Raw genomic sequence first — 24,125 nt, 5'->3', positions numbered from 1 at the left:
TACCATACGGAATAAATATCATCCTGTAAATACGAATTAATGGATAGGGGTGGATGGTTATGATGGATCTTAAATTAGCACCAAGTTTTTCATTGATCGCGCTTAATGCACAGAGAAGTCTTCAGATGACTACTGTTAAGAAAGTGTCTTTGCGCTGCATGGCAGCAGCGGTTATATTGGAGCTTTACTTAGAGGGATGTTTTACACAATCAGAGAACAAGTTAACTTTGCACAAGGAAGCACTTGATCAATCTCATTCAACACTCTATAGAGAAACTGTTCTACAATCCTTACTTCATAATAGTGCTGAGGTGAAGGGTGATCTAAATTGGTGGTTAAAGAAGGCTTCGAGGAAGTCTAACCATCATTTAAAAAAGTTCGAAACCGCGATTTCAGATGATCTTCAAGCCATGAATTTGCTTGAAGATATACCAAGCCTGATAGGGAGCGACATGTATTTTGATTCAGCTGAAGTTGAAATTAGAGCCTATCGCAGCAATATGGAGGCGTACACAAGCATTACAGAGAATATGCGGGCTGAGATTTTGGAAGAGGGTCCAGTAACGGATGAGGTCATTTGTATGCTATGGCTACTTCGTGAAAGTGGATGTATGCATGATTTCTTCTCGCTGAACGAATTAGAACAGGTGAATATCAAATTACATGATCTATACCAAAGTAACTTATGGGCAAAGGCATTGTTTCCTATACAAATCCGCCAGGGAGTTGAGTTAGGCATCAAACGTTTTTTAGCATTGAAGACAAAGTTTGCGAAGACATTTATCGGCAGTAGTCTCAATCTTATCTTCCCTGCCCTAGAGCGATCACGAGCTGTCTTTATAGAAACAGAGTCTTGGTTTGATAATTCTAATCAAAGGTTAGACGCAGTTATTACAAGATTAATGTCCTATGGACATGAAGTTAAGGTGCTGGAGAGAGGATCAATTGCGACCCTTAAAATTGATAATTTGCTCTACGATGCGATCCCACATTTTGTAATGATGAAAGTGCCAATTCAAGGTGTGCGTCTTATTCCGAAGCGCCCGCTGTAAAGGAGTTGGTTATCAATGTCTAGACAACGATCCATGGAGAATATTATGGCGTCAGAATATGTATCGATAGGGGAATTAGTAAGAATCACAAATGCTCGTTATAGTACACTCAAACATTACACAGAAGAAGGCATGCTGCCCTTTGAACAGGCAGAGGAGAACTTAACACGCAGATATAAAAGAGAAGAAACCGTCGCGCGCATTCTTTGGATCAAAGAAATGAAAGCAAACGGTTTATCTATCCCACAAATTAAAGAAGCTTTAGGAATGAATTAAATATTTCTTCACCTTGCAGTCAAATTTAAACCTAACTCCGCGGGAGCTTCCCCCCATACTGCGCGCGCAATTGCTGCAATTTATCCAGCTTGCTTAGACTACTGTCCCTGTTTGCTAATCCCACTCCAAGGATCAGATTCTCAATAATATAGGTGGGGCCAACCATGGAGTGGAACTCCCAAACCTCACCTCTCCCGGCATAAAGCACGATATCTGCATCTTGCGATCGCGGGTAGACGAGTCTATCTGTGATCAGGATGACCTGGTAATTTACTTCACGTGCATGGTTCAGTATGACTTCAATCTCAGGCAGTATTTGCACAAATCCAAAGACAAGCAAGACATCTTGTTTGTCAGCATGCATTAAGGTCTCTAGCAGCTCATGGCCGCTGGGGGCCATTTTTTTCATTTGAAGACCAAAACGCGCCATTCGATAGATCATTAGCTCTGCTAATCCGGCGCAAGGGCCAGGGCTGTATACATAAATAATCCGAGCTGTTGATATTGCATCTACTGCACGCTTTAGTACATCGTCGCTTAAATAGCGGCGTGTTTCTTGCAAATGATGTGAGCAATTGTCCAGCAGCAGTTGAGGGAGTGAGGTATCGTCTGATCGCTGCATGGCATCACGCATTTTTACAGAAGGTGTGGATTCAAAGCGGAAACGGAGCCGGTTTTTAAAATCTTTGGCATGTTTGTACCCCGCAGCTTTCCAGAACCGTGAAACAGAGGCGATGCTCAAATGCAGCTCGTCTGCCATTTCTTGTTCGGTCATGTAGACCACACGTTGCTCATTTTTTTGAATAAAGTCGGCAATTATCCGTTGATTAGGCGAAAAAGCGCGGTGGTTCCAATCTTTATACAATCTCTCAATCCTCCTATGATGATGCGATAGATAGAATATAACGTGCGAATATGTTGTAAATATTTTTACAACGTTAAAAATATTGAAAAAAATATTACTCTCATTTAACAAATGAAAAAAGCTGTGATGACATGGCCTTCTTATAATGAAGATAAATTCTTATTGGGAGGCCAAATATTTCATGAGCACGATAAAAACGCGTTACACACTGACTCAGTCACAAAAAATGATGATTTTTGTACTGTCGATGTCGCTTTACGGGTTGTCCAATATGTTTACCGAGCTAGTGCCTGGGATCAAACTGGGCCCGATTGAATTATCCATTGAATATTTCGCTTTCATTCCTTTGACATTATGTATGTTGTTTCACCCCTTATATGCGGCGGTCGGAGCAGCTGTTGGTGAGGTAATCTTCGGGGAATTGATGTTAGGCCAATTTGGAGGTTTAGGGGAGCTGGAGAAATTCATTACCTTCTCACTGGCGATGTATACCGCAGGCCGCATGGTATCTGATCCGAAGAATCGTAGACAGGTTGGAGTGGCTGCGATTATCGGCGTGGCGATTCACCAGTTTTTTAGCTCCGTTATAGATATTGTGAAGGTAGGGGTAGGGGTAGAAGAGCTAGAGGCTGTTAAAGGGCTGGCTGAAAGCATCGTTGTAATTGAGGGAGTAGGGTTCCTGAATGATGTACTCTTCTCCGGCATTTTGTTCGCGCTAATTCCTACTATGTATCTGGTTCCGCGTTTATATGGAAAAATTGAACCATTGCTTGGCATGAAGCCGCGTGAGCGGAATATGAAATATGCAACAGGAGCGTGGCTATCTCCTAAGCTGGTCATTGCCGGAACCTTTCTAGTGATGGTAGCGGTGGGGTCAGAATTGTTATCGGAATCGGGCTGGAACTTCGGTGATTTTGAGCTTGCAGGAGCGGAATCGAATGAAAAGACCTTGATTTGGCTCAGTATGTTGGTAGCGGCTGTTGTAGCGGCAACGGCGATTATTACACTGCTTCGGCGTTCGGCACGAAAAAGACAGGAAGCGGGTCAAGCAGATGCGTAATACAATTCTTGAATTGAACAAAATTAACTTTACGTATCCGGGAGCTGAACAACCAGTACTGCAAGACGTAGACTTACGACTGGGAGAAGGAGATTTTATTGCGATCATCGGCAGTAATGGCTCCGGGAAATCTACTCTCTGCAAATGCTTTAACGGCTTAATTCCTCATTATTACACTGGTGATTTCAGTGGAGAGGTGACAGTTTGCGGCCAATCTGCGGATGGAAAAAGTGTAGCAGAGCTGTCCAAACGTATCGGTTATGTTTATCAGGATTTCGAGAATCAATTGGTAAGGCCGACGGTGCTTGATGATGTGTCTTTTACACCTCTGAATTATGGGTTTACGGATTACAAGGAACGGGGAGAGCGTGCGCTTGCGTTAACCGGACTTAGTGATTTGAGGCATGAATTCATTTGGCAGTTAAGTGGTGGGCAAAAACATCTGCTCGCTCTGGCCGGAGCATTAGCTATGGATCCGGAAATTCTGGTTATTGACGAACCCGTAGCCCAGCTTGATCCGCAGCATGCCCGTCATATCTATGATATTTTGCAGCGTTTGAATGAGGAGCATGGAAAGACCATTGTAGTGATTGAGCATCATGCGGAATTTATTGCAGATTATTGTAAAAATGTTGTCCTGATGGATCAGGGTAAAATGCGCTGGCAGAAGCCTGTGCGTGAAGCTTTGTCATCTGTAGAAGAATTGCTAGAGCTGGGCATTTACCCAACGGATGTGACCCGGGCGGCTTGGCTGCTACAGCCTGATGATCAGAAGTCAAAGCTGCTTCCCTTAAATGCTGAGGAAGGCAGTACCCGCATGATTCTTCGTCAGGATGCTAATGTGGAGACACTTCCAATAGGACGAATTCAAGAGCAGCTCCCCATAGCAGCAAAAGAAGAAAGTTCTATCGTTCAGCTGGAGAATGTCCACCTCTCTTATCGTACGATTCATAAGGTGCCGCATCCTGTACTGAATGGAATTCAGCTAGAACTGCGGCAGGGAGAGTCCATTGCTCTTATTGGCAACAACGGAGCAGGTAAATCTTCATTAATGAAGCTGATTGCTGGTATTGTCAGACCTACAGCTGGAACCGTAAAGGTTAAAGAAATGACGGTGAACGGGCTGCCGCCTGAACGTCTCTCCGGTACGGTAGCTTATGTATTCCAGAATCCGGAGGAAATGTTTATCGAGGATTCTGTGCGTAAGGAAATCGCTTATTATCTGAAGGCGCGGAAATTACCAGATACGGATGAAAGAGTGGATGAGATGCTAAAGGCGTTTCGCTTAAGCGAGCTGGCTGAACGGGATGCCCGACTGCTAAGTGGCGGGCAGCAGCGCCGGGTATCCTTGGCGATTGGTGCCGCGGTTAAACCCGCCATCATGCTGCTTGATGAACCGACAGCTAATCTGGACATTTCGACCAAACAAGAAATGGTACATGTGCTGGAGACGCTTCGTAATCATGTGAAGACGGTCGTCATCGCAACTCATGATATGCAGCTTGTCGCTGAATGGGCCAGCAGAATAATTGTAATGCATCAAGGACGGATAATCGCGGATGGAACGAAGGATGAAATTTTCGCTGATGGGCTTCTTTTACGGCGTGCGGGTCTGGCTCAGACCCAATTGATGGAGTTAAGTCGTATGCTCGGTCTCCCTAGAATTTGCAGTAGCTTAGAAGAGTTTGTGAGTTTAGTGGAAAAGAAGGAGGTAGCTGCAATCCATGGAAGCCGTTAAACGGGCACTTGACCGTATATCTGTAGAACAAATCAAATTGGAGTTACTCGGGACCGCATATAACAGCAGCAGCACTTTTCTGGGCAGGCTGGACCCGCGAACCCTGCTGCTCTGGTATCTCTTTTTTGCCATCGTGCCTTGGTTTGTACATAACCGGACAATCCTGTTAGGGATGTTCGTGCTTATGGTTTTAACGACCGTCCTCTCCCGAGTCAGCCCTTATATTATTTTTATATTATGTCTCGGCTTAATCAGCCAGATTGGCTGGATGTTTATATTGTCGCTTTTTTTCGGCGGGGGGATTGAATCCTTGCTGCCTATGCTGACACTGACGCTTAAGCTTTCGGTGATTTCGCTGGCGAGTATAACGGTTTTCTCTAGTCTTGATCCGGAACGACTTAGTGACGGCTTACTGTCTTTAGGAATCCCTGATACCTTTGCGTTCAGCTTATCTTATGGCTATCGTATTTTGCCTACTTTACTGGAGGAATTCCATCAGATTCTACTTTCCTTTAGATTGAGAGGGCAACGACCGCTTCAACATGGAATTTTCTATTGGCGAACAATAACGTATTATTTGCGAATCGTGATTCTGGCATTTTACCCGCTCATGTTGAACACAGCTAAACGTTCTCGAACAACGATTGAAGCTCTTGAGACTCGGGGATTTAGCTACGGGCTTAATAATAAGAAAGTGAAGAAGATCAAGTTATCTTATTTGAAAATGAAGCGGTCCGACTGGTACTTTTTATCCGGATCCATTGCTTATGTCATCTTGATATTCTGTATTGGTTATCTCTACCCTGAACTGGTGTATTAACATAACTTACAAGCTCAAAGGAGACGAATTAGACATGATGAATATTGATCTGCATACCCATGGTAAATTATCTAAGAAATCTACGTTTTCCCCCGAATATTTTGCGGAGATGATGTTCGAAGCCAAAGCAAATGGATTACAGGCTGTAGCATTGACCGAGCATTTTAATACTTCTAATTTCTTTGCGATGTATGATGCGCTGGATCAGACTTATCCCTATAACGGGCATTATTACGATGTGAACGGACTTAAACTGTTTCCAGGCATGGAAGTGGATATCGCGGAGACAGGTCACATCCTGTTGATCGGACTAAAGGAGAATGTTCTAGCTGTCCGCGCTTTACTAGATGAGCATACACAGGAGGGGAATTTCATACCTTTTAAGCAGTTGCTTGATATGGCCGACGAACATAATCTTTGGAAAATCGGAGCCCACCCCTTCCGAACTTCTACGCCTTTACATCAACTGGATCCGGCCTTGCTTCAGCGATTAGACGCTTTTGATTTCAACGCTAAGGATATTTACATGCAGGGGGTGGAGACTTATAAAAACTTGATCACGCCCTTTGCTGAGAAGCTGGGTGTGCCTGTGATTGCTGGCAGTGACAGTCATCAGTGTTTGCAGTATGGCAGTGTTGTGAATCGTCTGCAAGACTCCTGCTCAACTGTGGAAGAATTGAAGGAAGCTATCAAACAAGGAAACTATGTAATAGAGGTTTCTCCGTGTCTTCATACCAAAGTAAAAGCTTCGGTAATGATGAAAAAACTATTGAAGCAGTTAATTGGCGAAGCCCCCTCCAGAGATGAAGCGGAGTTAGGATATATGGCGTAGAAAGTAGAAGAGGGTTGTTCCATAAGCCATGAAATGATGAAATGGCTACTGGGACAACCCTTTTTGTTGTTCGCTGGATTTCATTACTTTTGCATGTACAAAGATAACTATCGGACACAGATGACTCTAAACGCAGTTTTATTCCAGATTTGGGATGCTAACGGACCGCATAGTCACTAATGGCACGAAAAACACCATATATGAACCTCTTTCAACGGAATAACGGCTCTGGAGTCCGAAACTCTGCTCAGAAGGCTGGGAATTTGCCAATAACGTTATCTGGGTCCTCAAATCTCAGAATGTATGAATTATCGTTTGTCTTTCGAATCTTTATTGATGACTCGGGTGGGTCTGGTCACCCAATTCGTGCGATTCATCGGTTTTACAGTATCAATTCTTGAATTGGAAGGTTCCTTCGAAGGTTCTGTGGATTCAGTTTCAGTAGAAGCTGTACCCTCTTGATCTACGGTTTTTTTTCTCGATAGTCCTGTACCATCATGTTTGCCTCTGTTCCATACTCTTCCCTTACTCATACATACACTCCATTTCTATACGCTTATTCATAAACCATATCATATAAGGACAAGTTAAGGAAGAAAGACATAGCACAGATCGAAGAATTTTTCAAGTTATAAAGGATACTGGAGATTTCATTTTATGGTGGCTATAATAGTACTGATATTGAAAGGAGAGTACTTATATTATGGCAATCAAGATCATAACAGACAGCGGTTCAGACCTACCCTTTGACTACATGGAGAAGTATAATGTTTCCGTGATCCACCTACCGGTTCATTTTGGGCATGAGTTAATGCCGGCAGATACGGACACGAAAAGCTTTTATGCTCAAATGCGCGAATCCAAGGAGCTGCCTACCACAGCTAGTCCAAGTCCCAACGAATTCCTTGAGAAGTTCAAGCAAGTGGAGGAGGGAACTGACATTATGGTCATTTGTATGTCCTCTAATATTAGTAGCACTTATCAGACGGCTATGATTGCTATGGAAATGTATAAGGATGAAGGACATACCAATGCAATAGAGGTTATAGATTCCAAAAACTTCTCAGGCGGGCTGTCATTGATTGTCGGCCTGGCGGCGCAGTGGTCTTTAACTTGTTCAAGCTTGCAAGAGCTTAAGGAAAAGGTACTTCAGCAGATAGAGGAAGTTAACGCTTATTTTACGCTGGACACTCTGGAGAATGTAATGAAAGGCGGACGTCTAAGTCGGCTTTCGGGAGCCGTAGCGTCTGTACTCAATATAAAGTTGCTGCTCAAAATCAGCGAAGAAGGCACTGTCGAAGTAGTGGAGAAGACCCGGGGTCTTCCAAAAGCACTGAATCGTCTGCTTGCGCATTTGGATGAGAAGCAGCATGATTACGAGAAAGCGGTTATCGCTATTGTACACAGTAATTGTGAGAAGCTGGCACTCGAGATTAAAGAACGCATTTTACTAAAGCATCCCTTCAAAGAAGTCTTACTCTCAAGCATGGGTCCGGTAATGGGAACCTATGCTGGGGAAGGCGGAATTGGCGTAGCTTTTTAAAGTAGTGATCCTCACAATCCAGACAAATTACGATCGTACATGGGACGGTTTCCCGTGTGCGATTTTTATTTTATTCCTATGTGATAATTTAGCTATTCTTTAGATTGTGTTTAGGCTCTGTTAATAATCACAGAATATAGTTAGATGGGGGGATTATCATGTATACAATATTGATCGCTGATGATGAAGCAGAAATTGTGGAATTGCTAAGATTATATTTAGAGAAAGAGTACAACATTTTGGAAGCGAACAGTGGGACTGAAGCCTTAACGCAGGTGCAGAACCATAAGGTTGATTTGGCAATACTAGATATTATGATGCCGGGTCTGGATGGACTGCAATTATTGAAAAAGATCCGCGAGGTGCATCATTTTCCAGTGTTATTTTTATCCGCCAAAAGCGAACATCATGACAAGATTCTGGGTCTTGAACTAGGAGCCGACGATTATATTTCCAAACCGTTTAATCCATTAGAAATAGTAGCCCGTGTTGGAGCACTGCTGCGGCGTGTACATCATTTCGATGCGCAAGTCGTTGAGGAAAAAGAAGCTGAACAGATTGTATTAGGTGAATTAATGCTGGATCAAAGCCAGTGTCTGCTCTATCGTTCTGGTGAACCTGTGGTGCTTACTTCTACCGAGTACAAAATTTTGGAACTAATGATGAAGCAGCCTGGACGAGTCTTTACACGCAAAAAAATATATGAGGCCGTGTGGGAAGATTTTTATGTGTACGAAGATAATAGTATCATGGTACATATCAGCAATATCCGGGAAAAAATTGAGGAAGACTCCAAAAAGCCAGTATATTTAAAGACTATTAGAGGGCTGGGATACAAAATTGAAGCGCCTATGGAGCAATAGAGATCAACGACCTTTACAATCATCGCTGACGCTGGATTTTTTGTTGTTTATCTGTATTTTGTTTTTTCTCGTGATTGTATATTATTTGTTTATTAATCTTGATGTGACCCATATTTTTGAAAAAAATAAAATCGCTGATCCTGATTTGAAGGTGGAAGCTAGTGCTTATCGAGATAATCTGGAGCATGGGGTAGAAACCAAACGTCTTCTGCGTAGCGGGGGATGGATCGAGGTCTTGGATCAAGACATGAAGGTCACCAAGGTTGTTGGAGAAAAAAAAGACGGTGTAACCCAATATACCAGTAACCAGCTTTTAAAAAGTTTGGAAAATGGAGAAGATCAAGCTTACTATTACTCGTTGACCACGGTAAATGCTCAGAGCGAATCGGAGTGGCTGCTGCTGAAGCTGCCGCGGGAAGCTATCACCATCACCATTAATAGTGATCCCTTCGTGGCCTACTTTAATCATTCGCTTTCATACTATGTCTTTTTGGGTGTGGGAATGATTCTTTTGCTAATTATCGTGTACAGCTATTGGGTGGCGCGGCGAATCAGGAAACCACTGCGTATCATCACGCTTGGATTGAAGCAGATGATTCAGGGGAATTATGATACTCGAATCGCTTTATATGCAGAGAAGGAATTTTCGCAAATTGGAGAGACTTTTAATTATATGGCAGACGTAATTGAAAAGACGACCAAAGAAAAACGCCAGGCAGAGGAAAGTAAGAAACGGATGATGGTTGATCTGTCCCATGATCTGAAGACGCCGATAACGAGTATACAGGGCTTTGCACAGGCGCTTGTAGAGGGTAGAGGCGAGGATGAAGAACGCCAAAAAAGATATTTAAGCTATATTTATAATAAATCCTCACAAGTTACTAAGCTGATTCAGAATATGCTGGAGCTGTTAAAAATAGATTCACCGGATTTCTTGCTACGAATGGAGCGTCAAGAACTGGGCGAATTTATTCGTGAAATCATTGCAGATACCTACGGAGAGATTGAACAAAAGAATTTTGTTTTGCATCTAAATGTTCCCGAAGAGGATGTGTTCTTGAACTTTGATGCGGAGCTGCTCTCGAGTGTGGTTCATAATTTGATCTCCAATGCACTGATCTATAATCCTCCAGGTACACATTTGCGTGTGGAGGTGATTCCTTTGGAGAAAGAAGTCACGATTGAAATCGCTGATACTGGAGTGGGTATTCCAGAAGAGCTGTGGTCCACAATGTTTGATCCATTTGTTCGGGGAGATAAAGCGCGGACAGCTTCGGGAGGAACAGGGCTAGGTCTCTCGATAGCTATGAAAAATACAGAGAAAATGGGGGGTACGCTTCATCTCAGTCGCCGAAAGAAGGAACCTACGGTATTCACCATCCGGATTCCGAAATAACGAGCTGGAAGACATCCAAATCAGAAGACGGGAGAGAAAATATGGCTAAACTGAACAATTTCATCAGAGTTTGTCTAGCGATCCTTTTAGTGTTAGGCATTGTATTTTTAGGCTCACGCGTAGATTTTTTATTCACACCGATCCTGTCTTTGTTCAGTGTCATTATAGTGCCTTTAATGCTGGCGGGTTTCTTTTATTACCTGCTGCGGCCACTGATCGATACCTTGGAGAAATATAAGCTGAATCGTTCTTTGGCGATTATCATCGTATATGTAGTTATTTTAGTGCTTCTGTTTGCTTTTATTATCGGCGTTTGGCCTTCACTTCGCACACAATTAGTTAATTTCGTCGATAATATGCCAAATCTCATTGCCTCCTTGAATCAACAGCTGTTGAAACTAGAAGATAATGAATTTCTGTCTGCGTTGATCCCTGCTGATGCGAATCCAGCCTCCACATTGACGGATTATTTGAATAAAGGGTTTACGCTGTTAACGAATTATGTTTCAGGACTGTTCTCTTTTGTTTCGAATTTCGCGATCATTTTATTCACCTTTCCGATTATGTTATTCTACATGCTTAAGGAAGGTGGGAAATTCGGACGTAAGATTGTAAGTTTCTTCCCAAAGAAGTATCGTGAAGAAGGAACTACAATGATGACTGAAATCGACAGTGCGCTTAGTGGCTTTATCGTGGGCCGGGTGCTTGTTAATTTAGCCTTAGGTGTGCTGATGTATATTGGTTTCCTTATTATCGGCCTGCAATATGCATTGCTGTTGACTGTAATCGCAGTTGTGATGAACTTCGTGCCTTTTATTGGTGCGATACTGTCTAGTATCCCTATTTTCATCATCGGATTCATTCAATCCCCGTCTATAGCCGTCTGGTCCATCATCATTGTTCTGGTAGCGCAGCAGATACAGGATAATTTAATCGCTCCCTACATCTTTGGGAAAAAGCTCGATATTCATCCACTGACAACGATTATCCTGGTATTGGTTGGCGGTGATTTAGGCGGGATCATAGCGATATTGCTGATTATTCCACTGTATATGATTGTTAAAATCGTCTTGACCAAGGCCTATTATTTGTTTGTCAAGCAACGCCGGGTAGAGATAGAGGTAGAGGAGAGTCCGGATATCTCTTAAGTTAATAAAACATTATGGAGGGATTTCTATGAATGAAGGAACGGAGCAAGGACTGATTCATATTTCAGATGATGTGGTGACTTCGATCGTCGGGCAAGTGGTTCTGGACACACCGGGTATTGCCGGCATGTCAGGAAGCAGTATCTCGGACAACTGGGCTAAACGTCTAAGCGGTAAAAATGTAAAAAAAGGAATGTCCGTTGAAGTAAAAGAAGTGGATGTTGCCATCGATCTTCAGGTCATAGTTAATTACGGATGTGTGATTCAAGAGGTCTGCTATATGCTGCAGCAAAATGTAAGAAATGCTGTTGAAAATATGATGGGACTGTCTCTAGTTTCCGTAAATGTTAAGGTTGAGAAGGTCGCTCTGCCATTCTAAGAATAGCCCATTTAATAGGCACCGTAATCTAGGCTTCTGCATAGAATGGAGCAAATCCATTTACGGAGGTCAGAACATCCATGTCGACATTTAACACTGGGCAGCAACAGAATGTGATTTATCAGGCCGATCCTGCTGTGATCCGGCACCTGCACGGTGTCCGTGATTCCCTACATCAATCTTGCAAGCCATACCTTAACCATAAGGTGAACGTACAGACAATAGATGGCTTTGTACATGAAGGCGTTATAGCCGGAGTAGATAATAAACACTTGTATCTGAACGTTGCAGCTAATGGGCAAATGCCCCGCGGGTTTTACAACCCTCATCAGCCTTATCATCCTCATCCGGGCCCCGGACCTGGCCCATATCCAGGACCATATCCAGGACCTTATCCAGGTCCCCCATACAATAATAATGTGATTTTACCGCTTGTGTTGTTTGAACTGCTTGCTATCTCTTTAATCTAGTGCTTGGGTTTAATTGAAGAAGGACATGTGCAGGATTTGTGGTCATACGTTGACGCATCCCGCCAGGTCCTTTTTTTGTAGGCGTAAAGTATGTGTTAGAAGGAGGTGTTCTCATTATCACTTTAGGGATATAATGGGTACAAACTCTGGGAGGTGGCATATGATTAGATACCCTTTTTTGAAAAAGAATGCGACGATAGGCGTTACAGCACCTTCATCTGGAGTAGGCATTCAAAATGCAGAACTTCTTACACTGGCCTCCAGCCGGTTGAAGTCGCAAGGATTTAATGTCATTATCGGCGAAACGGCATGGAAGCAAGATAAGGCTAAATCTGCACCAGCCAATGTTCGTGGTCATGAGTTTAATGAGATGATCAATGATGACGGAATCGATGCCCTTATTCCGCCTTGGGGCGGGGAATTGTTAATTGAAGCTCTGGAATATATTGATTTTGATGCTTTGCAGGACAAATGGATCGTGGGATATTCAGATATAAGCGTCTTGCTGCTTGCGGTCACGCTGACAACCGGTCTGGCTACTGCTCACGGAGCGAATCTCATTGATTTACGGGGAGAGTATTCAGATGATACTACAGCCCTCTGGCAGGCGGTTCTAGAGACACCAGTGGGTGAGTCCATTGTCCAGCATTCATCTCTTAAATATCAGCGGGAATGGCAACATGATGTGCCTTCGCCATGCGTTTTTCATTTGACAGAGGAGACTTATTGGAAGTCTCTAACTGCAGATGCTGTAACGATGAAAGGACGTCTGTTGGGTGGCTGTATAGATGTAATTAGGCATTTGATCGGCACACCTTATGGAAAGCTCCAGCATTTTCAGCAAGAAATGATTCATGACGAACCAATTGTTTGGTATTTGGAAAATTGTGAATTGAACACAGCGGATTTACGCAGATCGCTAGTGCAGATGAAGCTGGCAGGGTGGTTTGAGAATTGTTCGGGGATTATGTTTGGCAGAAGTCCAGCTAATCGGCCTGTGGATAACTATACTGTCGAGGATATCTATGCTGAACTTTTTGAAGAGCTTAAGGTGCCGATCGTTTATGATATCGATTGTGGTCATGTCCCGCCGCAGGTTACTTTTATTAATGGAGCTTATGCAGAAATTGAAGTGGCAAACGGGGTAGGGACGGTAAAGCAATATTTCTATGAATAACGTTATATCAAAAAGGACAACCCCTTGGGTTGTCCCTTTTACTATCATTAGTTCCCTGTATTTACAATCGCTGTGATTTCCTCATCCAGGTCCAGTCTTACATCTTCACGATAGGCGCGAACACCATATTCGCTGAGCATGTAACGCAGGATCGCTTCAATCATATTGGACTCCACTAGAAATTGACTGCGGCCCTGTACCCAAACCTCTGCAGAGTAACCGGTATCTTCTTCCCAGCTCAGTTCCACCTGAACATCCTCTGGGCGAACAGCCTTTCGTTCCGCCATGTGCAGACAGAGGGCATTGATGATCTCATCCATGCTTAGAACGATTGTAGACATTAGTAACGACCATTCTGTTCTTCTAAGCGGCGACGTTCTTTTCTACGACGGAAGAAGGACATCACGAGCATAACCAGTACATAGATAGCTAGCATATTAACGGCAAAGCCTAGGAAGTCACCAAAAGCTCCCATTCCACCAAACATTCCACCGAATAATAATCCGGCCAAACCACCAATCATCATGCCCTTCATTAAGCTGCCGCCGCTGAAGAATCCACGTTTCGTATTAGCAGCAGATCCTGCTGTGGAGCTTTTAGTGCTGTCACTTTTTTTGATGTTATTTGTTGTTGTTGATTTTTTTGGAGTTGTTGAATAGCTGCGAGTGCCGGATTTGAAACCGCCGCCACCTCGACGTGCATCGGCAAAGTCTGGAGCAGCCACTGCAAAAAACAGAGTGAAGGCCATTAGAATCATCATTACGCGTTTCATTGGTTTCATTTAGTACGAAAACCCTCCTGTGAGCATGAATTTTTGTGTATGGTCGGTAATACGCAGACATGCCCCACAAGGTTTCAATTTTATTTATCATAATTTATACTTTTATGCACAAAAAAAGCGTGGATCCAGGATCCACGCAAACAGCAGTTAGAGAGTCGTCATTCGTTACTTATACCCATCAGCGACAAGCTCAAGCGCTCCGGTTGCCGGATCGATGATCATGCCATGGATAGGTACATTAGGGGGAAGCAGTGGATGACGTTTAATCAGGTCCACAGTCTGAATTACCCCTTCTTCGACATTGTCAAACCCACGCAGCCATTTTGTAAGTTTGATTCCGGAATTCTCCAGTGTAGACAGCACTTCTTCAGATACTCCACGTTCTTTAATGGAATTGATCATATGGTCCGCATTTAGGGAGGCCATACCGCATTCATAGTGTCCAACCACGATTACTTCTTCAGCATCTAGTTCATATAGAGCTACCATTACACTACGCATAACACTACCAAAAGGCTGAGAAATAACCGCACCAGCATTTTTGATAATTTTGACATCACCGTTTTTGAAATTCATGGCTTTCGGCAATAATTCAACGAGTCTAGTGTCCATACAGGTGATGATCAGCATTTTTTTGTCGGGATAACGACTGGTTAGATAGGCTTCATAGTCCTTATTCTCTACAAAACTTTTATTAAAGTTAATAATTTCTGATACGTGGCTCATATTAGCTTCCTCCCTTAAAATCCTTGAATTGTACTTACGTTGCGCATATCTCTTACCATGATATTGTTGCCATAAATCTGAGAATCACTGACCAGCTTATAGGAAGAGAAACGTTCCTCTGCATCGAGTCGCATCTTGTCTTCATAAAAGATTTCCTGTTGCCGGCTTACGATAAAGGGGAGAGAATTCGTCTCTATCCTAGAATCGCCTTCCTCCACTTCAGAAACAATTAGTAATACATTAATTCCGTCACACCCGCAGCCTACCGTATCATAAAAGAGCTTGAAAAATCCTGGCTGATCTCCAAGCCTTTCCTTCAACTTCCTTTCTGCGAGAGGTGTAACTTGAATCATCATAGCCCTGTTCACGCTCCTTAATTTTTGTTCGAAGCAAGCTCTGCTTCTTATGTAACTCATTAAATATTTCAAATTAGAGATGTAATCTCTGAAGTTGATTATACTCATTCAAAAAAGTATCATCAAGAGGAGTCTGTAAAACAGAGAAAGCAGGTGGAGTAGAATGGAACAACAAGTAAAGGAACGATGGGAACAATTCAGTGAGTTATTAGCAAAAATTAGTGGATATTCAGAGGCCATAGAATTAATGCACTGGGATTTGCGCACAGGTGCACCGCGTAAGGGAGTAGAAGTTCGTTCCGGTACGATTGGGATGCTGAGTGGAGAATTGTTCAGACTTGAGATTTCACAGGAGATGGGTGACTTCACAGCATTTTTCAGCCGTCCAGAAGTGTTGAGCCAGCTTACAGCTAATCAACAAAAGATCGTCAACGATTGCCGCAAAGAGTATGAGCGCAGTAAGAGTATTCCTTCCAAAAGATTTGAAGAGTACGCTGTCCTGTCTGCTCATTCCCAAACGATCTGGGAAGAAGCTAAGGAGAACAATGACTTTGCTACATTTGAACCTTATTTGAGCAAAATCGTAGCTCTGAAACAAGAGTTCATCGATTATTGGGGTGTAAATGGCACACGTTACGATACGCTACTAGATATGTATGAGCCTGATCTCACGGTAGAGAAGGTGGATGAAGTGTTCAGTCGCCTCCGCAGCCGCTTGGTTCCGTTAGTGGAAGCTATCGCTGCTTCACCTAATAAACCTGATACCAGCTTCTTGCAGCAGATTTTCCCTAAAGAGCAGCAACAAAAGTTTGGTAACTTTATTCTGAAGCAAATGGGCTATGACTTCGACGCAGGCCGCTTGGATGAGAGTGTGCATCCTTTTGCTACAGGGCTGAATCCAGGTGACGTTCGTATTACGACCGCTTATTTACTTGATAACGTGACTAGTGCCGTCTTCAGTTCACTGCATGAAGGTGGACATGCGCTTTACGAACAAAATATCAGCCAAGATTTAGTGGGAACACCACTGGCTCAAGGCGCATCGATGGGGATTCATGAATCTCAGTCGAGACTATGGGAGAATATGATCGGCCGCAGCCGTGCGTTCTGGCAACGTTATTACGGTGATCTACAGCAGCATTTCCCAGAGCAGCTTGCTAATGTAGATGTAGAGGATTTCTACCGGGCTATTAACAGTGTGGAAAATTCATTCATCCGAATTGAAGCAGATGAGCTTACATACAATCTGCACATTATTGTGCGTTACGAGATCGAAAAGCTTATTTTTAATGAAGGTCTATCTGTCAAAGATCTGCCTCAGGTATGGAATGCTAAATATCAAGAATATTTAGGTATTACACCGCCTAATGATGCGCTTGGTGTATTGCAGGACGTGCACTGGTCCGGTGGAGACTTCGGATATTTTGCATCCTACTCTTTGGGAAATATGTATGCTGCCCAAATCTTGAATACACTCCGCAAGGAGCTGCCGAACTACGATGAATTGATTGCTGCGGGAAATCTTTTGCCGATTAAAGAATGGTTAACAGAAAAAATCTACCGTTTCGGAAAAAGTCTGACCCCTTCGCAAATTATCGAACAAGTAACAGGTGAGCCGCTCAGTCCAGATTATCTGGCTGATTATTTGGAGGAGAAATACACGGAGATTTACAAACTGTAATCCAGTGAGGTCCGCGTGGTATAATAGAAAGAAAGCTTAGACGGAAGGATATGGATATGGCAAATACTCACACCTACACCCGGAGAGAAGAAGTCGCGAATGCGATTACGCACGGGATTGGAGCTGTATTAAGCGTCGCTGCACTTGTCCTGCTTGTTGTTTTTGCAAGTCTGAAAGGAACGGCATGGCATGTGGTCAGCTTCTCCATTTATGGAACGACAATGCTGCTTCTGTATCTCAATTCAACACTTGTGCATAGTCTCAAAGAGGGCAAGGCGAAGGATTTGTTCGAATTTTTCGATCACTCCTCTATTTATCTGTTTATCGCAGGCACGTATACACCCTTTTTGCTAGTAGCTATTCGGGGAACACTTGGCTGGAGTTTATTTGGAGTCATTTGGGGGATCGCAGTATTTGGCGTTTTCTTCAAAGCGTTTTTTGTTAAAAAGTTTCTGTTCATGTCTACGGTATTCTACATTGCTATGGGGTGGCTGATTGTTATCGCCTGGAATCCTCTTTCGGCAGTTGTAGCGGACGGTGGTATGATTCTGCTGATGGCTGGCGGAGTGCTTTATACTTTAGGTACAGTTTTTTATGTATGGAGAGGGTTTCCGTTCCATCACGCGATCTGGCATGTATTTGTTCTTGCAGGCAGTGTCACACATTTCTTCGCCATATTGATTTATGTACTGCCAATCCAATAATTTCAAGCGGATTTATCGCGGAAAATATGGATTTTTAATAAAGAAAGAGATGACAAGCAAAAGTGCTTGACATCTCTCTTTCTTTTAGGTATCATAAGGGACGTTGTGAAGGTGTAAAGTGTTTTTCCTTGACGAAGGGGTTGTCCTTAATGAGTCAGGAGAATAGGCTCGAGAAAACGAATCGTATCAATTTGCTTTTTGCCTTCTATGAACGACTGCTTACAGATAAGCAGCAAACGTTTCTTAAATATTATTTTCACGATGATTTTTCCTTGGGAGAAATCGCCGCTGAATTTGAAATCAGCCGCCAAGCTGTTTATGAGCATATTAAGCGGGCTGAGCAAGTCCTTGAGAATTATGAAGAAAAACTTGGACTATTAGTGAAACATGAGAGTCGTACTAAATATTTAGAAGAGCTGCGCAGACTGCCGGAGAATGGGATGCTGCCTGAGCAATATAAACTTCGGTTCGCGGAGATCGTGGATCGCTTGCAGAGGTTAGAGTAGCACGAAGGGAGAAATCTGCATATGGCGTTTGAGGGTTTAACCGGAAGATTGCAGAATGTGTTCAGCAAGCTACGCGGTAAAGGTAAAGTATCCGAAGAAGACGTAAACGAAGCTATGCGTGAAGTGCGGTTAGCCCTTCTGGAAGCCGATGTTAACTTCAAGGTAGTTAAAGAATTCGTAGCTAAGGTGAAAGAAAAGTCCATAGGCAAGGAAGTCATGGACAGCTTTACGCCTGGCATGGTAATTATCGACATCGTCAACAAGGAACTAACCGAGCTGATGGGCGGAAGCCAAGCGAAGCTGGCCAAGTCGAACAAGCCACCGACCGTCATTATGATGGCGGGTCTACAAGGGGCTGGTAAGACAACCACTTCGGGTAAGCTAGCTAAGCTGTTACAGAAGGGCAATCATCGTCCGCTCCTGGTTGCGGGAGATATTTACCGGCCTGCTGCTATCAAGCAGCTGCAAGTGCTGGGAGAACAGATTAAGGTTCCGGTATTCTCGCTGGGTGATCAGACTAGTCCGGTAGAAATTGCCAGACAAGCTGTACAACATGCGAAAGATAACGGACTGGATTATGTTATTATCGATACTGCAGGCCGCCTGCATATTGATGAAGAACTAATGGAAGAACTCAAGCAGATTCACAATGTTGTAAATCCTGATGAAGTACTTCTTGTAGTAGATGCTATGACAGGTCAAGACGCCGTGAATGTAGCCGAGAGCTTTAATAAGCAGCTTGAGCTTACAGGGGTCGTATTGACGAAACTCGACGGCGACAGCCGTGGTGGTGCTGCACTGTCAGTAAAAGCTGTTACCGGTTGCCCGATCAAATTCGCCGCTTTAGGGGAGAAGATCGACGCGCTGGAGCCGTTCCATCCGGAACGTATGGCTTCGCGGATTCTGGGTATGGGCGACATGCTGTCGCTGATTGAGAAAGCCCAGGCGAACATTGATACTGACAAGGCTAAAGAAATGGAACGTAAGATGCGTAATGCAGAGTTTACGTTCGATGATTTCCTTGAGCAAATGGATCAGGTGAAGAAGCTAGGCCCTATCGATCAAATTCTTGATATGCTTCCGGGTATGAACAAAGCCAAGGGCATTAAAGATTTAAAGGTCGACGATAAGCAAATGGGACGCGTTGAAGCCATAGTTCATTCTATGACTAAGGCGGAGAAGCAACAGCCTGAGATCATTAACCATAACCGCCGCAAGCGTATCGCAACCGGCAGCGGAACCTCAGTCGCTGAGGTCAACCGCCTCATCAAACAATTTGATGAGATGCGTAAGATGATGAAGCAATTCTCCGGCATGATGGGCGGAGGCGGCAAAGCCTCCAAGAAAAATGCCATGAAGCAGCTTAAAGGTCTTGGTGGTGGAAAAGGGCTGAAATTCCCTTTTAAATGATCTTGAATGTCTGTCCAACTCATGTTGGAAACTATTATAAGGAGGTGATTTTTCGTGGCAGTACGTATTCGTCTAAAAAGAATGGGAGCGCATAAAGCGCCTTTCTATCGTGTAGTGGTTTCCGATTCCCGGTCCCCTCGTGACGGTCGTTTTATCGAGGAAATCGGTTATTATAATCCGATTGAACAACCGGCAGTAGTTAAGATCGATGAGGAAAAAGCTCTTAAATGGCTTCAAACAGGTGCGCAAGCATCTGATACCGTCCGCAACTTGCTTTCCAAAGCAGGCGTGATGAAGAAGTTTCATGAGCTTAAGCAACAGAAATAATGACTGATTGCGAGGGTCCTCTATGGAAGAATTAGTTGGAGTAATTGCTAAGGCTTTAGTGGATCATCCAGAAGATGTGACGGTACGGGCTGTGGAGAAAGAACACTTGATTGTCTATGAGCTGTCCGTACATCCAGATGATGTAGGAAAGGTCATCGGCAAGCAAGGCAGGATCGCCAAGGCGCTCCGTACAGTAGTCACATCTGCAGCAGTCAAGAGCGATAAACGCGTAACTGTAGATATTTTATCTTAAATAATGCGTACAATGAGGGGCTAGGGATAGTATATCCCGGCTCCTTTTTGTTCAAATATATAGATGAAGCTTGTAAAGGAGAGGGTTATATGACGGAAGAATTAACCGTAGGCCGGCTTGTGAATACACATGGAATTCGCGGGGAGATTAAAGTATTATCCCATACCGATTTTCCTGAGGTTCGTTTCGCTAAAGACAAGAAGCTGTTCGTCATCCCTGCGGATGGCAGTGCAAAATTCGAAGTGACTGTAGAATCCGCTCGAGAGCATAAGGGTATGTTTATCGTTAAGCTTAAGGGATATACCAATATTAACGAAGTGGAAAAGTATAAGGGAAGTTTGCTTAAGGTGCCAAGTAATGATCTGGTTGATCTGCCAGAGAACGAATATTACTTCCATCAAATCGTTGGCTGTGAAGTTTATACGGATGATGCTGGAAATGAACCGCTTGGCACAATTACGGAAATTTTACAGCCAGGTGCAAATGACGTGTGGGTTGTTAAGCCTGCTAAAGGGCAAGACATCCTTATCCCTGTAATTAACGATGTAGTGCTGAACGTGGACATTGAGGCCAAACGAATTACGGTTCACTTAATGGAAGGACTATTGCCATGATCAGAATTGATGTGCTAACGCTCTTTCCGGAGATGTGCGAAGGCGTATTTAGCACAAGCATTCTTGGTAAGGCACGCGAAAAAGGGATTGTATCTTTGAATGCAGTGAACTTTCGTGATTTTTCAGGCAATAAGCACAACAGTGTGGATGATACACCGTATGGCGGGGGCGGGGGCATGGTACTGAAGCCTGACCCGATCTTTGCAGCGGTAGAACATGTATTGGGGATCGAGGCTAGTCCTTTGGAGAATGGTTCTGAATCTGCAGTCCCGACGCCTTCCTCTGTGAAGCCGCGCATCATTCTTATGTGCCCGCAAGGAAAGACGTATAATCAGAAGATTGCTGAGGAACTGGCACAAGAGCAGCATCTAATCTTTATATGTGGTCATTATGAGGGCTACGATGAGCGGATACGGGAGCATCTGGTTACAGATGAACTGTCGATTGGCGATTACGTGTTAACAGGTGGAGAACTACCAGCACTGACGGTTATTGATTCAGTAGTTCGGCTACAGCCAGGAGCGCTTGGAAATGAAACCTCTGCGATCACGGATTCGTTCAGTACAGGGCTGTTGGAATATCCTCACTACACTCGACCCGCTGAGTTTCGCGGCTGGAAGGTACCAGATATGTTGCTGAGTGGCCATCACGCCAACATCGAAGTATGGCGGAGAGAGCAAGCGTTACAGCGTACACTTGAACGTAGACCTGATTTGCTCGAAAGTGCAGAACTAACGTTGAAAGACAAGAAAACACTGGAACGTCTGAAAAATGAAATCAAGCCGGAGTAAAATTTTAATAAAACAGGCATATTTTACGTCTTTTTAACGTATCTTACGTTAAGGAGGCGTTTTTGTTATGTTTACCTAATATAAGAGGGGTTATAATCTCGTATTTTTTTTGCGTAATTTCCAAAACAAATGAGCATAGGTGCGTTGAACTCTTCTATTTGGGGTAATAGATAGAGGTGGCGTAATACTATATGCAGCTTACGATGCAGCAAGCTTAACTATTGAAAGGAATGAACTGAAGTGACTACGAAGACGCGTGAAGAATTCAAGCCTAGCGTGGACACGATCCACAAAGAAGCGGAGCCGCTCCGCACCGTGAATGATATTATCGATTATTATACAAATCGCAAATCGTAATTCCCATTCGCCCTTTAAAGCTTGAACATATAAGATTAATAATTAAGTATGAATAAGCAAGTCCAATAAAACCATTAGAGTATAGCGAACGAAAGTTCACTACATCTAATGGTTTTATTGTTCCTACTAAGAGAGGTCAAACCCTGTGACTCTGATCAGAATGTAAACACCCCCTCTTCAAGGAAAATTAAAAACTCTTTGGAAAGGGGGGGGTTGGTTAACTATAAAAATTCGTGGAGGCGCATTCTACTCTTTGCGAAAGAGGCGATATACTCCTGTAAGTAGAGCGTAAAGCGCAAAACATACGAGAACAGTAACTGCCCATGCATAGTTGCGAACGGTATAGGTAAGCGATGATAAAATAATAAAGATGGTAATACGCAGTACGCCTTCCTTAATAAACTGTTTACGTGCTACATTCATTCGATTGGCCTCCTTGAATGGATAGGATGGTACGGATAACAAGCCGAAAATATGTCTTTCCTTATATATAACCTTTGGGAATACAAAAAATGCAGAGAACGGAAAGTAAATATCGATGCAAACAAATGACCTATGTAACTTAGCCGTTACCGACCTGTACTCCTCACCATAGAGTATATCATTACGAATGAGGAGGAGTACACTAGTGGAGGCTTATTATAATTGCTTACGTTGTAAGAATAGAAGGGTACGTATCCTGACTACTGATGGCAGACAGCATGAAGGTGTGATTACAGATGTGGACAGATATAATGTTTACTTAAGAACAGGATCCAATGGACCTGTGCAGACTTCTGCATTTTTTGGTTACCCATATGCTGCAGACAATATTTTAACTCTCAGCTTGTTCACGCTGTTGGCTATTGCATTAATTTAATCATGATGATGCAAAAACAGACCGTCCGCTCATCCGGACGGTCTGTTTATTAGTGGTTGGTTACTCTACTGTAATTGCGCCTATATCAGAGCCTAAGGACAACAATGGACCTCCTCCGTTAACATCACGTTTGCCACCCTCAACCCCGGTGATCTGGCCTAGATCACTTTTAGCCACCAAGCTACATTTCACGCCATCGGCTAGAACAGCATTGAGGCTACCTACATTTGTTGTCGCTTTAAGACGGCTATCACTCTTCATTCCGGCTATATCCATGCGTATGCTTCCTGTATTAGACTCTAGAGTGGACTTACCGGTGATGTTAGCTCCTTCGATATCAATAGCTCCAACGTTGCTGACGATGCGGTAGTTTCCGTCCAGATTGCGGAGACGAATTTGCCCGACATTATTGGTGATTTGATATTCATCCATACGGGTGGGGATCTCAATGGTATAGTTAATGCTAAAATCTGAATAACCGTATTTGTCTTGAGCCCAAGTCCATAAATCCTTCTTCGGATTTGATTTGGAATTTGTAGATACCTTCAGAGTATCGCCACTAACGTCTATTGAAATCTCAGCGTCATCCAAAATTTTCTGGCGGTCAGCTTTATGAGCGGAGCCGTTATGGGCTAAGATTGTCGCACTCACATTAATTTGATCACCCTTGGTTGATGTAACCTCTATTTCTCCCACTGCATTGTTCATGCTAAGCACTGAAGCAGAGCCGATCTCTTTAGATAAGGATAGTTCTTTGCTAATGCTGTTTGCTTTAACTTCGTCGGCCACCTTGGTAGCTGTATCCTGAACGGCCTGCTCCACGCTTGCAGCGGCTTTACCCAGCTCTTGCTTCACAGCCTCACCAATATTTTGCTGCACATCTTCAGTGATATTCTTTCCTAATTCATTATTAGCGGATTGCCTACCCGGTAATTCTGTGCATCCTGCCAGAAGTACGATGGACAAGACGGCTACAGCTGCCATTACGCTAGTTGTATTACTCTTTTTCATTGAATAAAATCCTCCTTATTTTTGGGTATATGTGTTTTTCCCTAAGCGCTACGTTATGTACGTACTTCTGTAAGTATAGCCTACGGGGATTTATTGTAAAAACGGCTGTAGACGGGTTAATATACTGGAC

Annotated in this window: 30 protein-coding genes; 22 read left to right on the top strand and 8 right to left on the bottom strand. The window is 43.4% G+C overall.

Translation table 11 applies throughout. The features are described from left to right. Nucleotides 1-59: 59 nt before the first annotated feature. Together MKX34_RS19820 and MKX34_RS19815 are read left to right on the top strand one after the other, a co-directional pair. On the top strand, nt 60-1,052 hold the full coding sequence (locus MKX34_RS19820; protein WP_076106386.1) for a hypothetical protein: 993 nt from the start codon (nt 60-62) through the stop codon (nt 1,050-1,052). 15 nt (nt 1,053-1,067) lie between these two features. Next, a complete protein-coding gene (locus MKX34_RS19815; protein ID WP_036688642.1) occupies nt 1,068-1,328 on the top strand; it encodes a helix-turn-helix domain-containing protein in 261 nt (86 codons plus the stop codon). A gap of 31 nt (nt 1,329-1,359) precedes the next feature. On the opposite strand, the gene MKX34_RS19810 is transcribed toward MKX34_RS19815, so the two are convergent. After that, nucleotides 1,360-2,193 carry a MurR/RpiR family transcriptional regulator gene (locus tag MKX34_RS19810; RefSeq protein ID WP_036688639.1) on the bottom strand — a complete coding sequence of 278 codons (834 nt, stop codon included), beginning with the start codon at nt 2,191-2,193 and terminating at the stop codon, nt 1,360-1,362. A gap of 181 nt (nt 2,194-2,374) precedes the next feature. Between MKX34_RS19810 and MKX34_RS19805 the strand changes: the two genes are divergently transcribed. Genes MKX34_RS19805 through MKX34_RS19790 form a run of 4 tightly spaced genes read left to right on the top strand, consistent with a single transcriptional unit; the run spans nt 2,375 to nt 6,643 of the window. Next, nucleotides 2,375-3,253, top strand: a complete 879-nt coding sequence (locus MKX34_RS19805) for a cell division protein FtsQ (protein WP_076297623.1) — start codon at nt 2,375-2,377, stop codon at nt 3,251-3,253. Then, on the top strand, nt 3,246-4,991 hold the full coding sequence (locus tag MKX34_RS19800) for an energy-coupling factor transporter ATPase (RefSeq protein ID WP_076106382.1): 1,746 nt from the start codon (nt 3,246-3,248) through the stop codon (nt 4,989-4,991). Before MKX34_RS19805 ends, MKX34_RS19800 begins: the two co-directional genes overlap by 8 nt. Beyond that, nucleotides 4,978-5,811 carry an energy-coupling factor transporter transmembrane component T gene (locus tag MKX34_RS19795; RefSeq protein ID WP_038572018.1) on the top strand — a complete coding sequence of 278 codons (834 nt, stop codon included), beginning with the start codon at nt 4,978-4,980 and terminating at the stop codon, nt 5,809-5,811. The genes MKX34_RS19800 and MKX34_RS19795 overlap by 14 nt, the downstream gene beginning before the upstream one ends. A 34-nt stretch (nt 5,812-5,845) precedes the next feature. Then, nucleotides 5,846-6,643, top strand: a complete 798-nt coding sequence (locus MKX34_RS19790) for a PHP domain-containing protein (protein WP_305953646.1) — start codon at nt 5,846-5,848, stop codon at nt 6,641-6,643. A 308-nt stretch (nt 6,644-6,951) separates the two neighbouring features. Here the strand turns inward: MKX34_RS19790 and MKX34_RS19785 are convergent, their stop codons facing one another. Beyond that, nucleotides 6,952-7,176 carry a hypothetical protein gene (locus tag MKX34_RS19785; protein WP_038572016.1) on the bottom strand — a complete coding sequence of 75 codons (225 nt, stop codon included), beginning with the start codon at nt 7,174-7,176 and terminating at the stop codon, nt 6,952-6,954. Nucleotides 7,177-7,346: 170 nt separating this feature from the next. Between MKX34_RS19785 and MKX34_RS19780 the strand changes: the two genes are divergently transcribed. The 7 genes from MKX34_RS19780 (at nt 7,347) to MKX34_RS19750 (ending at nt 13,619) form a co-directional block, all read left to right on the top strand. Further along, nucleotides 7,347-8,186, top strand: a complete 840-nt coding sequence (locus tag MKX34_RS19780; RefSeq protein WP_076106380.1) for a DegV family protein — start codon at nt 7,347-7,349, stop codon at nt 8,184-8,186. Nucleotides 8,187-8,341: 155 nt separating this feature from the next. Then, nucleotides 8,342-9,049, top strand: a complete 708-nt coding sequence (locus MKX34_RS19775; RefSeq protein ID WP_170914177.1) for a response regulator transcription factor — start codon at nt 8,342-8,344, stop codon at nt 9,047-9,049. A gap of 70 nt (nt 9,050-9,119) precedes the next feature. Then, a complete protein-coding gene (locus MKX34_RS19770; protein ID WP_256717892.1) occupies nt 9,120-10,445 on the top strand; it encodes a HAMP domain-containing sensor histidine kinase in 1,326 nt (441 codons plus the stop codon). Nucleotides 10,446-10,486: 41 nt separating this feature from the next. Next, on the top strand, nt 10,487-11,593 hold the full coding sequence (locus MKX34_RS19765) for an AI-2E family transporter (RefSeq protein ID WP_036688627.1): 1,107 nt from the start codon (nt 10,487-10,489) through the stop codon (nt 11,591-11,593). 28 nt (nt 11,594-11,621) lie between these two features. Beyond that, entirely contained in the window at nt 11,622-11,972 is a 351-nt protein-coding gene (locus MKX34_RS19760) for an Asp23/Gls24 family envelope stress response protein (protein WP_036688625.1), read from the top strand. Nucleotides 11,973-12,052: 80 nt separating this feature from the next. Beyond that, nucleotides 12,053-12,442, top strand: coding sequence for a hypothetical protein (locus tag MKX34_RS19755; protein WP_076100355.1), 390 nt, complete (start codon nt 12,053-12,055; stop codon nt 12,440-12,442). 160 nt (nt 12,443-12,602) lie between these two features. Beyond that, nucleotides 12,603-13,619 carry a S66 peptidase family protein gene (locus MKX34_RS19750; protein ID WP_076297622.1) on the top strand — a complete coding sequence of 339 codons (1,017 nt, stop codon included), beginning with the start codon at nt 12,603-12,605 and terminating at the stop codon, nt 13,617-13,619. Between the two features lie 47 nt (nt 13,620-13,666). On the opposite strand, the gene MKX34_RS19745 is transcribed toward MKX34_RS19750, so the two are convergent. The 4 genes from MKX34_RS19745 to MKX34_RS19730 all read right to left on the bottom strand — a co-directional run bounded on the left by MKX34_RS19745 (nt 13,667) and on the right by MKX34_RS19730 (nt 15,482). Next, the gene (locus MKX34_RS19745; RefSeq protein WP_036689115.1) at nt 13,667-13,951 is read right to left on the bottom strand and encodes a YxcD family protein; all 285 of its coding nucleotides are present in this window, start codon (nt 13,949-13,951) and stop codon (nt 13,667-13,669) included. Between the two features lie 8 nt (nt 13,952-13,959). Then, a complete protein-coding gene (locus MKX34_RS19740; protein ID WP_036689112.1) occupies nt 13,960-14,391 on the bottom strand; it encodes a hypothetical protein in 432 nt (143 codons plus the stop codon). Nucleotides 14,392-14,565: 174 nt separating this feature from the next. After that, nucleotides 14,566-15,126 (bottom strand): carbonic anhydrase, encoded by a 561-nt coding sequence (locus MKX34_RS19735; protein WP_036688619.1) that lies wholly within the window; start codon nt 15,124-15,126, stop codon nt 14,566-14,568. 14 nt (nt 15,127-15,140) lie between these two features. After that, on the bottom strand, nt 15,141-15,482 hold the full coding sequence (locus MKX34_RS19730; protein ID WP_076136365.1) for an iron-sulfur cluster biosynthesis family protein: 342 nt from the start codon (nt 15,480-15,482) through the stop codon (nt 15,141-15,143). A 163-nt stretch (nt 15,483-15,645) separates the two neighbouring features. On the opposite strand from MKX34_RS19730, the gene MKX34_RS19725 reads away from it, so the two are divergent. The 8 genes from MKX34_RS19725 to trmD all read left to right on the top strand — a co-directional run bounded on the left by MKX34_RS19725 (nt 15,646) and on the right by trmD (nt 21,768). Beyond that, on the top strand, nt 15,646-17,163 hold the full coding sequence (locus tag MKX34_RS19725; protein WP_036688614.1) for a carboxypeptidase M32: 1,518 nt from the start codon (nt 15,646-15,648) through the stop codon (nt 17,161-17,163). Nucleotides 17,164-17,219: 56 nt separating this feature from the next. Next, complete coding sequence (locus MKX34_RS19720; RefSeq protein WP_036688612.1) at nt 17,220-17,867, top strand: hemolysin III family protein; 648 nt, start codon at nt 17,220-17,222, stop codon at nt 17,865-17,867. Between the two features lie 149 nt (nt 17,868-18,016). Next, complete coding sequence (gene ylxM / locus MKX34_RS19715) at nt 18,017-18,373, top strand: YlxM family DNA-binding protein (protein ID WP_036688609.1); 357 nt, start codon at nt 18,017-18,019, stop codon at nt 18,371-18,373. A gap of 21 nt (nt 18,374-18,394) precedes the next feature. Continuing rightward, complete coding sequence (gene ffh / locus MKX34_RS19710) at nt 18,395-19,783, top strand: signal recognition particle protein (protein WP_036688607.1); 1,389 nt, start codon at nt 18,395-18,397, stop codon at nt 19,781-19,783. A 54-nt stretch (nt 19,784-19,837) separates the two neighbouring features. Further along, nucleotides 19,838-20,110, top strand: coding sequence for a 30S ribosomal protein S16 (gene rpsP / locus MKX34_RS19705; RefSeq protein ID WP_036688604.1), 273 nt, complete (start codon nt 19,838-19,840; stop codon nt 20,108-20,110). Nucleotides 20,111-20,132: 22 nt separating this feature from the next. Next, nucleotides 20,133-20,363, top strand: coding sequence for a KH domain-containing protein (locus MKX34_RS19700; protein WP_036688600.1), 231 nt, complete (start codon nt 20,133-20,135; stop codon nt 20,361-20,363). A gap of 89 nt (nt 20,364-20,452) precedes the next feature. Beyond that, nucleotides 20,453-20,977 (top strand): ribosome maturation factor RimM, encoded by a 525-nt coding sequence (rimM, locus tag MKX34_RS19695; RefSeq protein ID WP_038572005.1) that lies wholly within the window; start codon nt 20,453-20,455, stop codon nt 20,975-20,977. Then, nucleotides 20,977-21,768 (top strand): tRNA (guanosine(37)-N1)-methyltransferase TrmD, encoded by a 792-nt coding sequence (gene trmD / locus MKX34_RS19690; protein WP_076100428.1) that lies wholly within the window; start codon nt 20,977-20,979, stop codon nt 21,766-21,768. The genes rimM and trmD overlap by 1 nt, the downstream gene beginning before the upstream one ends. Nucleotides 21,769-22,371: 603 nt before the next feature. Here the strand turns inward: trmD and MKX34_RS19685 are convergent. After that, nucleotides 22,372-22,548, bottom strand: coding sequence for a hypothetical protein (locus tag MKX34_RS19685; RefSeq protein WP_155288145.1), 177 nt, complete (start codon nt 22,546-22,548; stop codon nt 22,372-22,374). A gap of 205 nt (nt 22,549-22,753) precedes the next feature. On the opposite strand from MKX34_RS19685, the gene MKX34_RS19680 reads away from it, so the two are divergent. Continuing rightward, entirely contained in the window at nt 22,754-22,984 is a 231-nt protein-coding gene (locus tag MKX34_RS19680; RefSeq protein WP_036688596.1) for a hypothetical protein, read from the top strand. Between the two features lie 60 nt (nt 22,985-23,044). Here the strand turns inward: MKX34_RS19680 and MKX34_RS19675 are convergent, their stop codons facing one another. Beyond that, complete coding sequence (locus MKX34_RS19675) at nt 23,045-23,995, bottom strand: hypothetical protein (RefSeq protein ID WP_076297621.1); 951 nt, start codon at nt 23,993-23,995, stop codon at nt 23,045-23,047. Between the last annotated feature and the right edge of the window lie 130 nt (nt 23,996-24,125).

The organism is Paenibacillus sp. FSL R5-0636 (assembly GCF_037974255.1).
In the GTDB taxonomy this organism is placed as follows: Bacteria; Bacillota; Bacilli; order Paenibacillales; family Paenibacillaceae; genus Paenibacillus_AQ; species Paenibacillus_AQ odorifer.
The sequence above is the reverse complement of the archived record's forward strand: the minus strand, read 5'-3'. Positions and strand labels throughout refer to the sequence as shown.

What these genes read in the sequence shown, in the direction of transcription:
- MKX34_RS19730 (WP_076136365.1), bottom strand. Translation starts at nt 15,482, where the DNA reads ATGATGATTCAAGTTACACCTCTCGCAGAAAGGAAGTTGAAGGAAAGG.
- MKX34_RS19785 (WP_038572016.1), bottom strand. Translation starts at nt 7,176, where the DNA reads ATGAGTAAGGGAAGAGTATGGAACAGAGGCAAACATGATGGTACAGGA.
- ffh (WP_036688607.1), top strand. Translation starts at nt 18,395, where the DNA reads ATGGCGTTTGAGGGTTTAACCGGAAGATTGCAGAATGTGTTCAGCAAG.
- MKX34_RS19725 (WP_036688614.1), top strand. Translation starts at nt 15,646, where the DNA reads ATGGAACAACAAGTAAAGGAACGATGGGAACAATTCAGTGAGTTATTA.
- MKX34_RS19760 (WP_036688625.1), top strand. Translation starts at nt 11,622, where the DNA reads ATGAATGAAGGAACGGAGCAAGGACTGATTCATATTTCAGATGATGTG.
- ylxM (WP_036688609.1), top strand. Translation starts at nt 18,017, where the DNA reads ATGAGTCAGGAGAATAGGCTCGAGAAAACGAATCGTATCAATTTGCTT.
- rimM (WP_038572005.1), top strand. Translation starts at nt 20,453, where the DNA reads ATGACGGAAGAATTAACCGTAGGCCGGCTTGTGAATACACATGGAATT.
- MKX34_RS19790 (WP_305953646.1), top strand. Translation starts at nt 5,846, where the DNA reads ATGATGAATATTGATCTGCATACCCATGGTAAATTATCTAAGAAATCT.
- MKX34_RS19740 (WP_036689112.1), bottom strand. Translation starts at nt 14,391, where the DNA reads ATGAAACGCGTAATGATGATTCTAATGGCCTTCACTCTGTTTTTTGCA.
- MKX34_RS19750 (WP_076297622.1), top strand. Translation starts at nt 12,603, where the DNA reads ATGATTAGATACCCTTTTTTGAAAAAGAATGCGACGATAGGCGTTACA.
- MKX34_RS19675 (WP_076297621.1), bottom strand. Translation starts at nt 23,995, where the DNA reads ATGAAAAAGAGTAATACAACTAGCGTAATGGCAGCTGTAGCCGTCTTG.
- MKX34_RS19700 (WP_036688600.1), top strand. Translation starts at nt 20,133, where the DNA reads ATGGAAGAATTAGTTGGAGTAATTGCTAAGGCTTTAGTGGATCATCCA.
- MKX34_RS19780 (WP_076106380.1), top strand. Translation starts at nt 7,347, where the DNA reads ATGGCAATCAAGATCATAACAGACAGCGGTTCAGACCTACCCTTTGAC.
- MKX34_RS19795 (WP_038572018.1), top strand. Translation starts at nt 4,978, where the DNA reads ATGGAAGCCGTTAAACGGGCACTTGACCGTATATCTGTAGAACAAATC.
- MKX34_RS19805 (WP_076297623.1), top strand. Translation starts at nt 2,375, where the DNA reads ATGAGCACGATAAAAACGCGTTACACACTGACTCAGTCACAAAAAATG.
- MKX34_RS19755 (WP_076100355.1), top strand. Translation starts at nt 12,053, where the DNA reads ATGTCGACATTTAACACTGGGCAGCAACAGAATGTGATTTATCAGGCC.
- MKX34_RS19815 (WP_036688642.1), top strand. Translation starts at nt 1,068, where the DNA reads ATGTCTAGACAACGATCCATGGAGAATATTATGGCGTCAGAATATGTA.
- MKX34_RS19820 (WP_076106386.1), top strand. Translation starts at nt 60, where the DNA reads ATGATGGATCTTAAATTAGCACCAAGTTTTTCATTGATCGCGCTTAAT.
- MKX34_RS19765 (WP_036688627.1), top strand. Translation starts at nt 10,487, where the DNA reads ATGGCTAAACTGAACAATTTCATCAGAGTTTGTCTAGCGATCCTTTTA.
- MKX34_RS19685 (WP_155288145.1), bottom strand. Translation starts at nt 22,548, where the DNA reads ATGAATGTAGCACGTAAACAGTTTATTAAGGAAGGCGTACTGCGTATT.
- MKX34_RS19720 (WP_036688612.1), top strand. Translation starts at nt 17,220, where the DNA reads ATGGCAAATACTCACACCTACACCCGGAGAGAAGAAGTCGCGAATGCG.
- MKX34_RS19735 (WP_036688619.1), bottom strand. Translation starts at nt 15,126, where the DNA reads ATGAGCCACGTATCAGAAATTATTAACTTTAATAAAAGTTTTGTAGAG.
- MKX34_RS19800 (WP_076106382.1), top strand. Translation starts at nt 3,246, where the DNA reads ATGCGTAATACAATTCTTGAATTGAACAAAATTAACTTTACGTATCCG.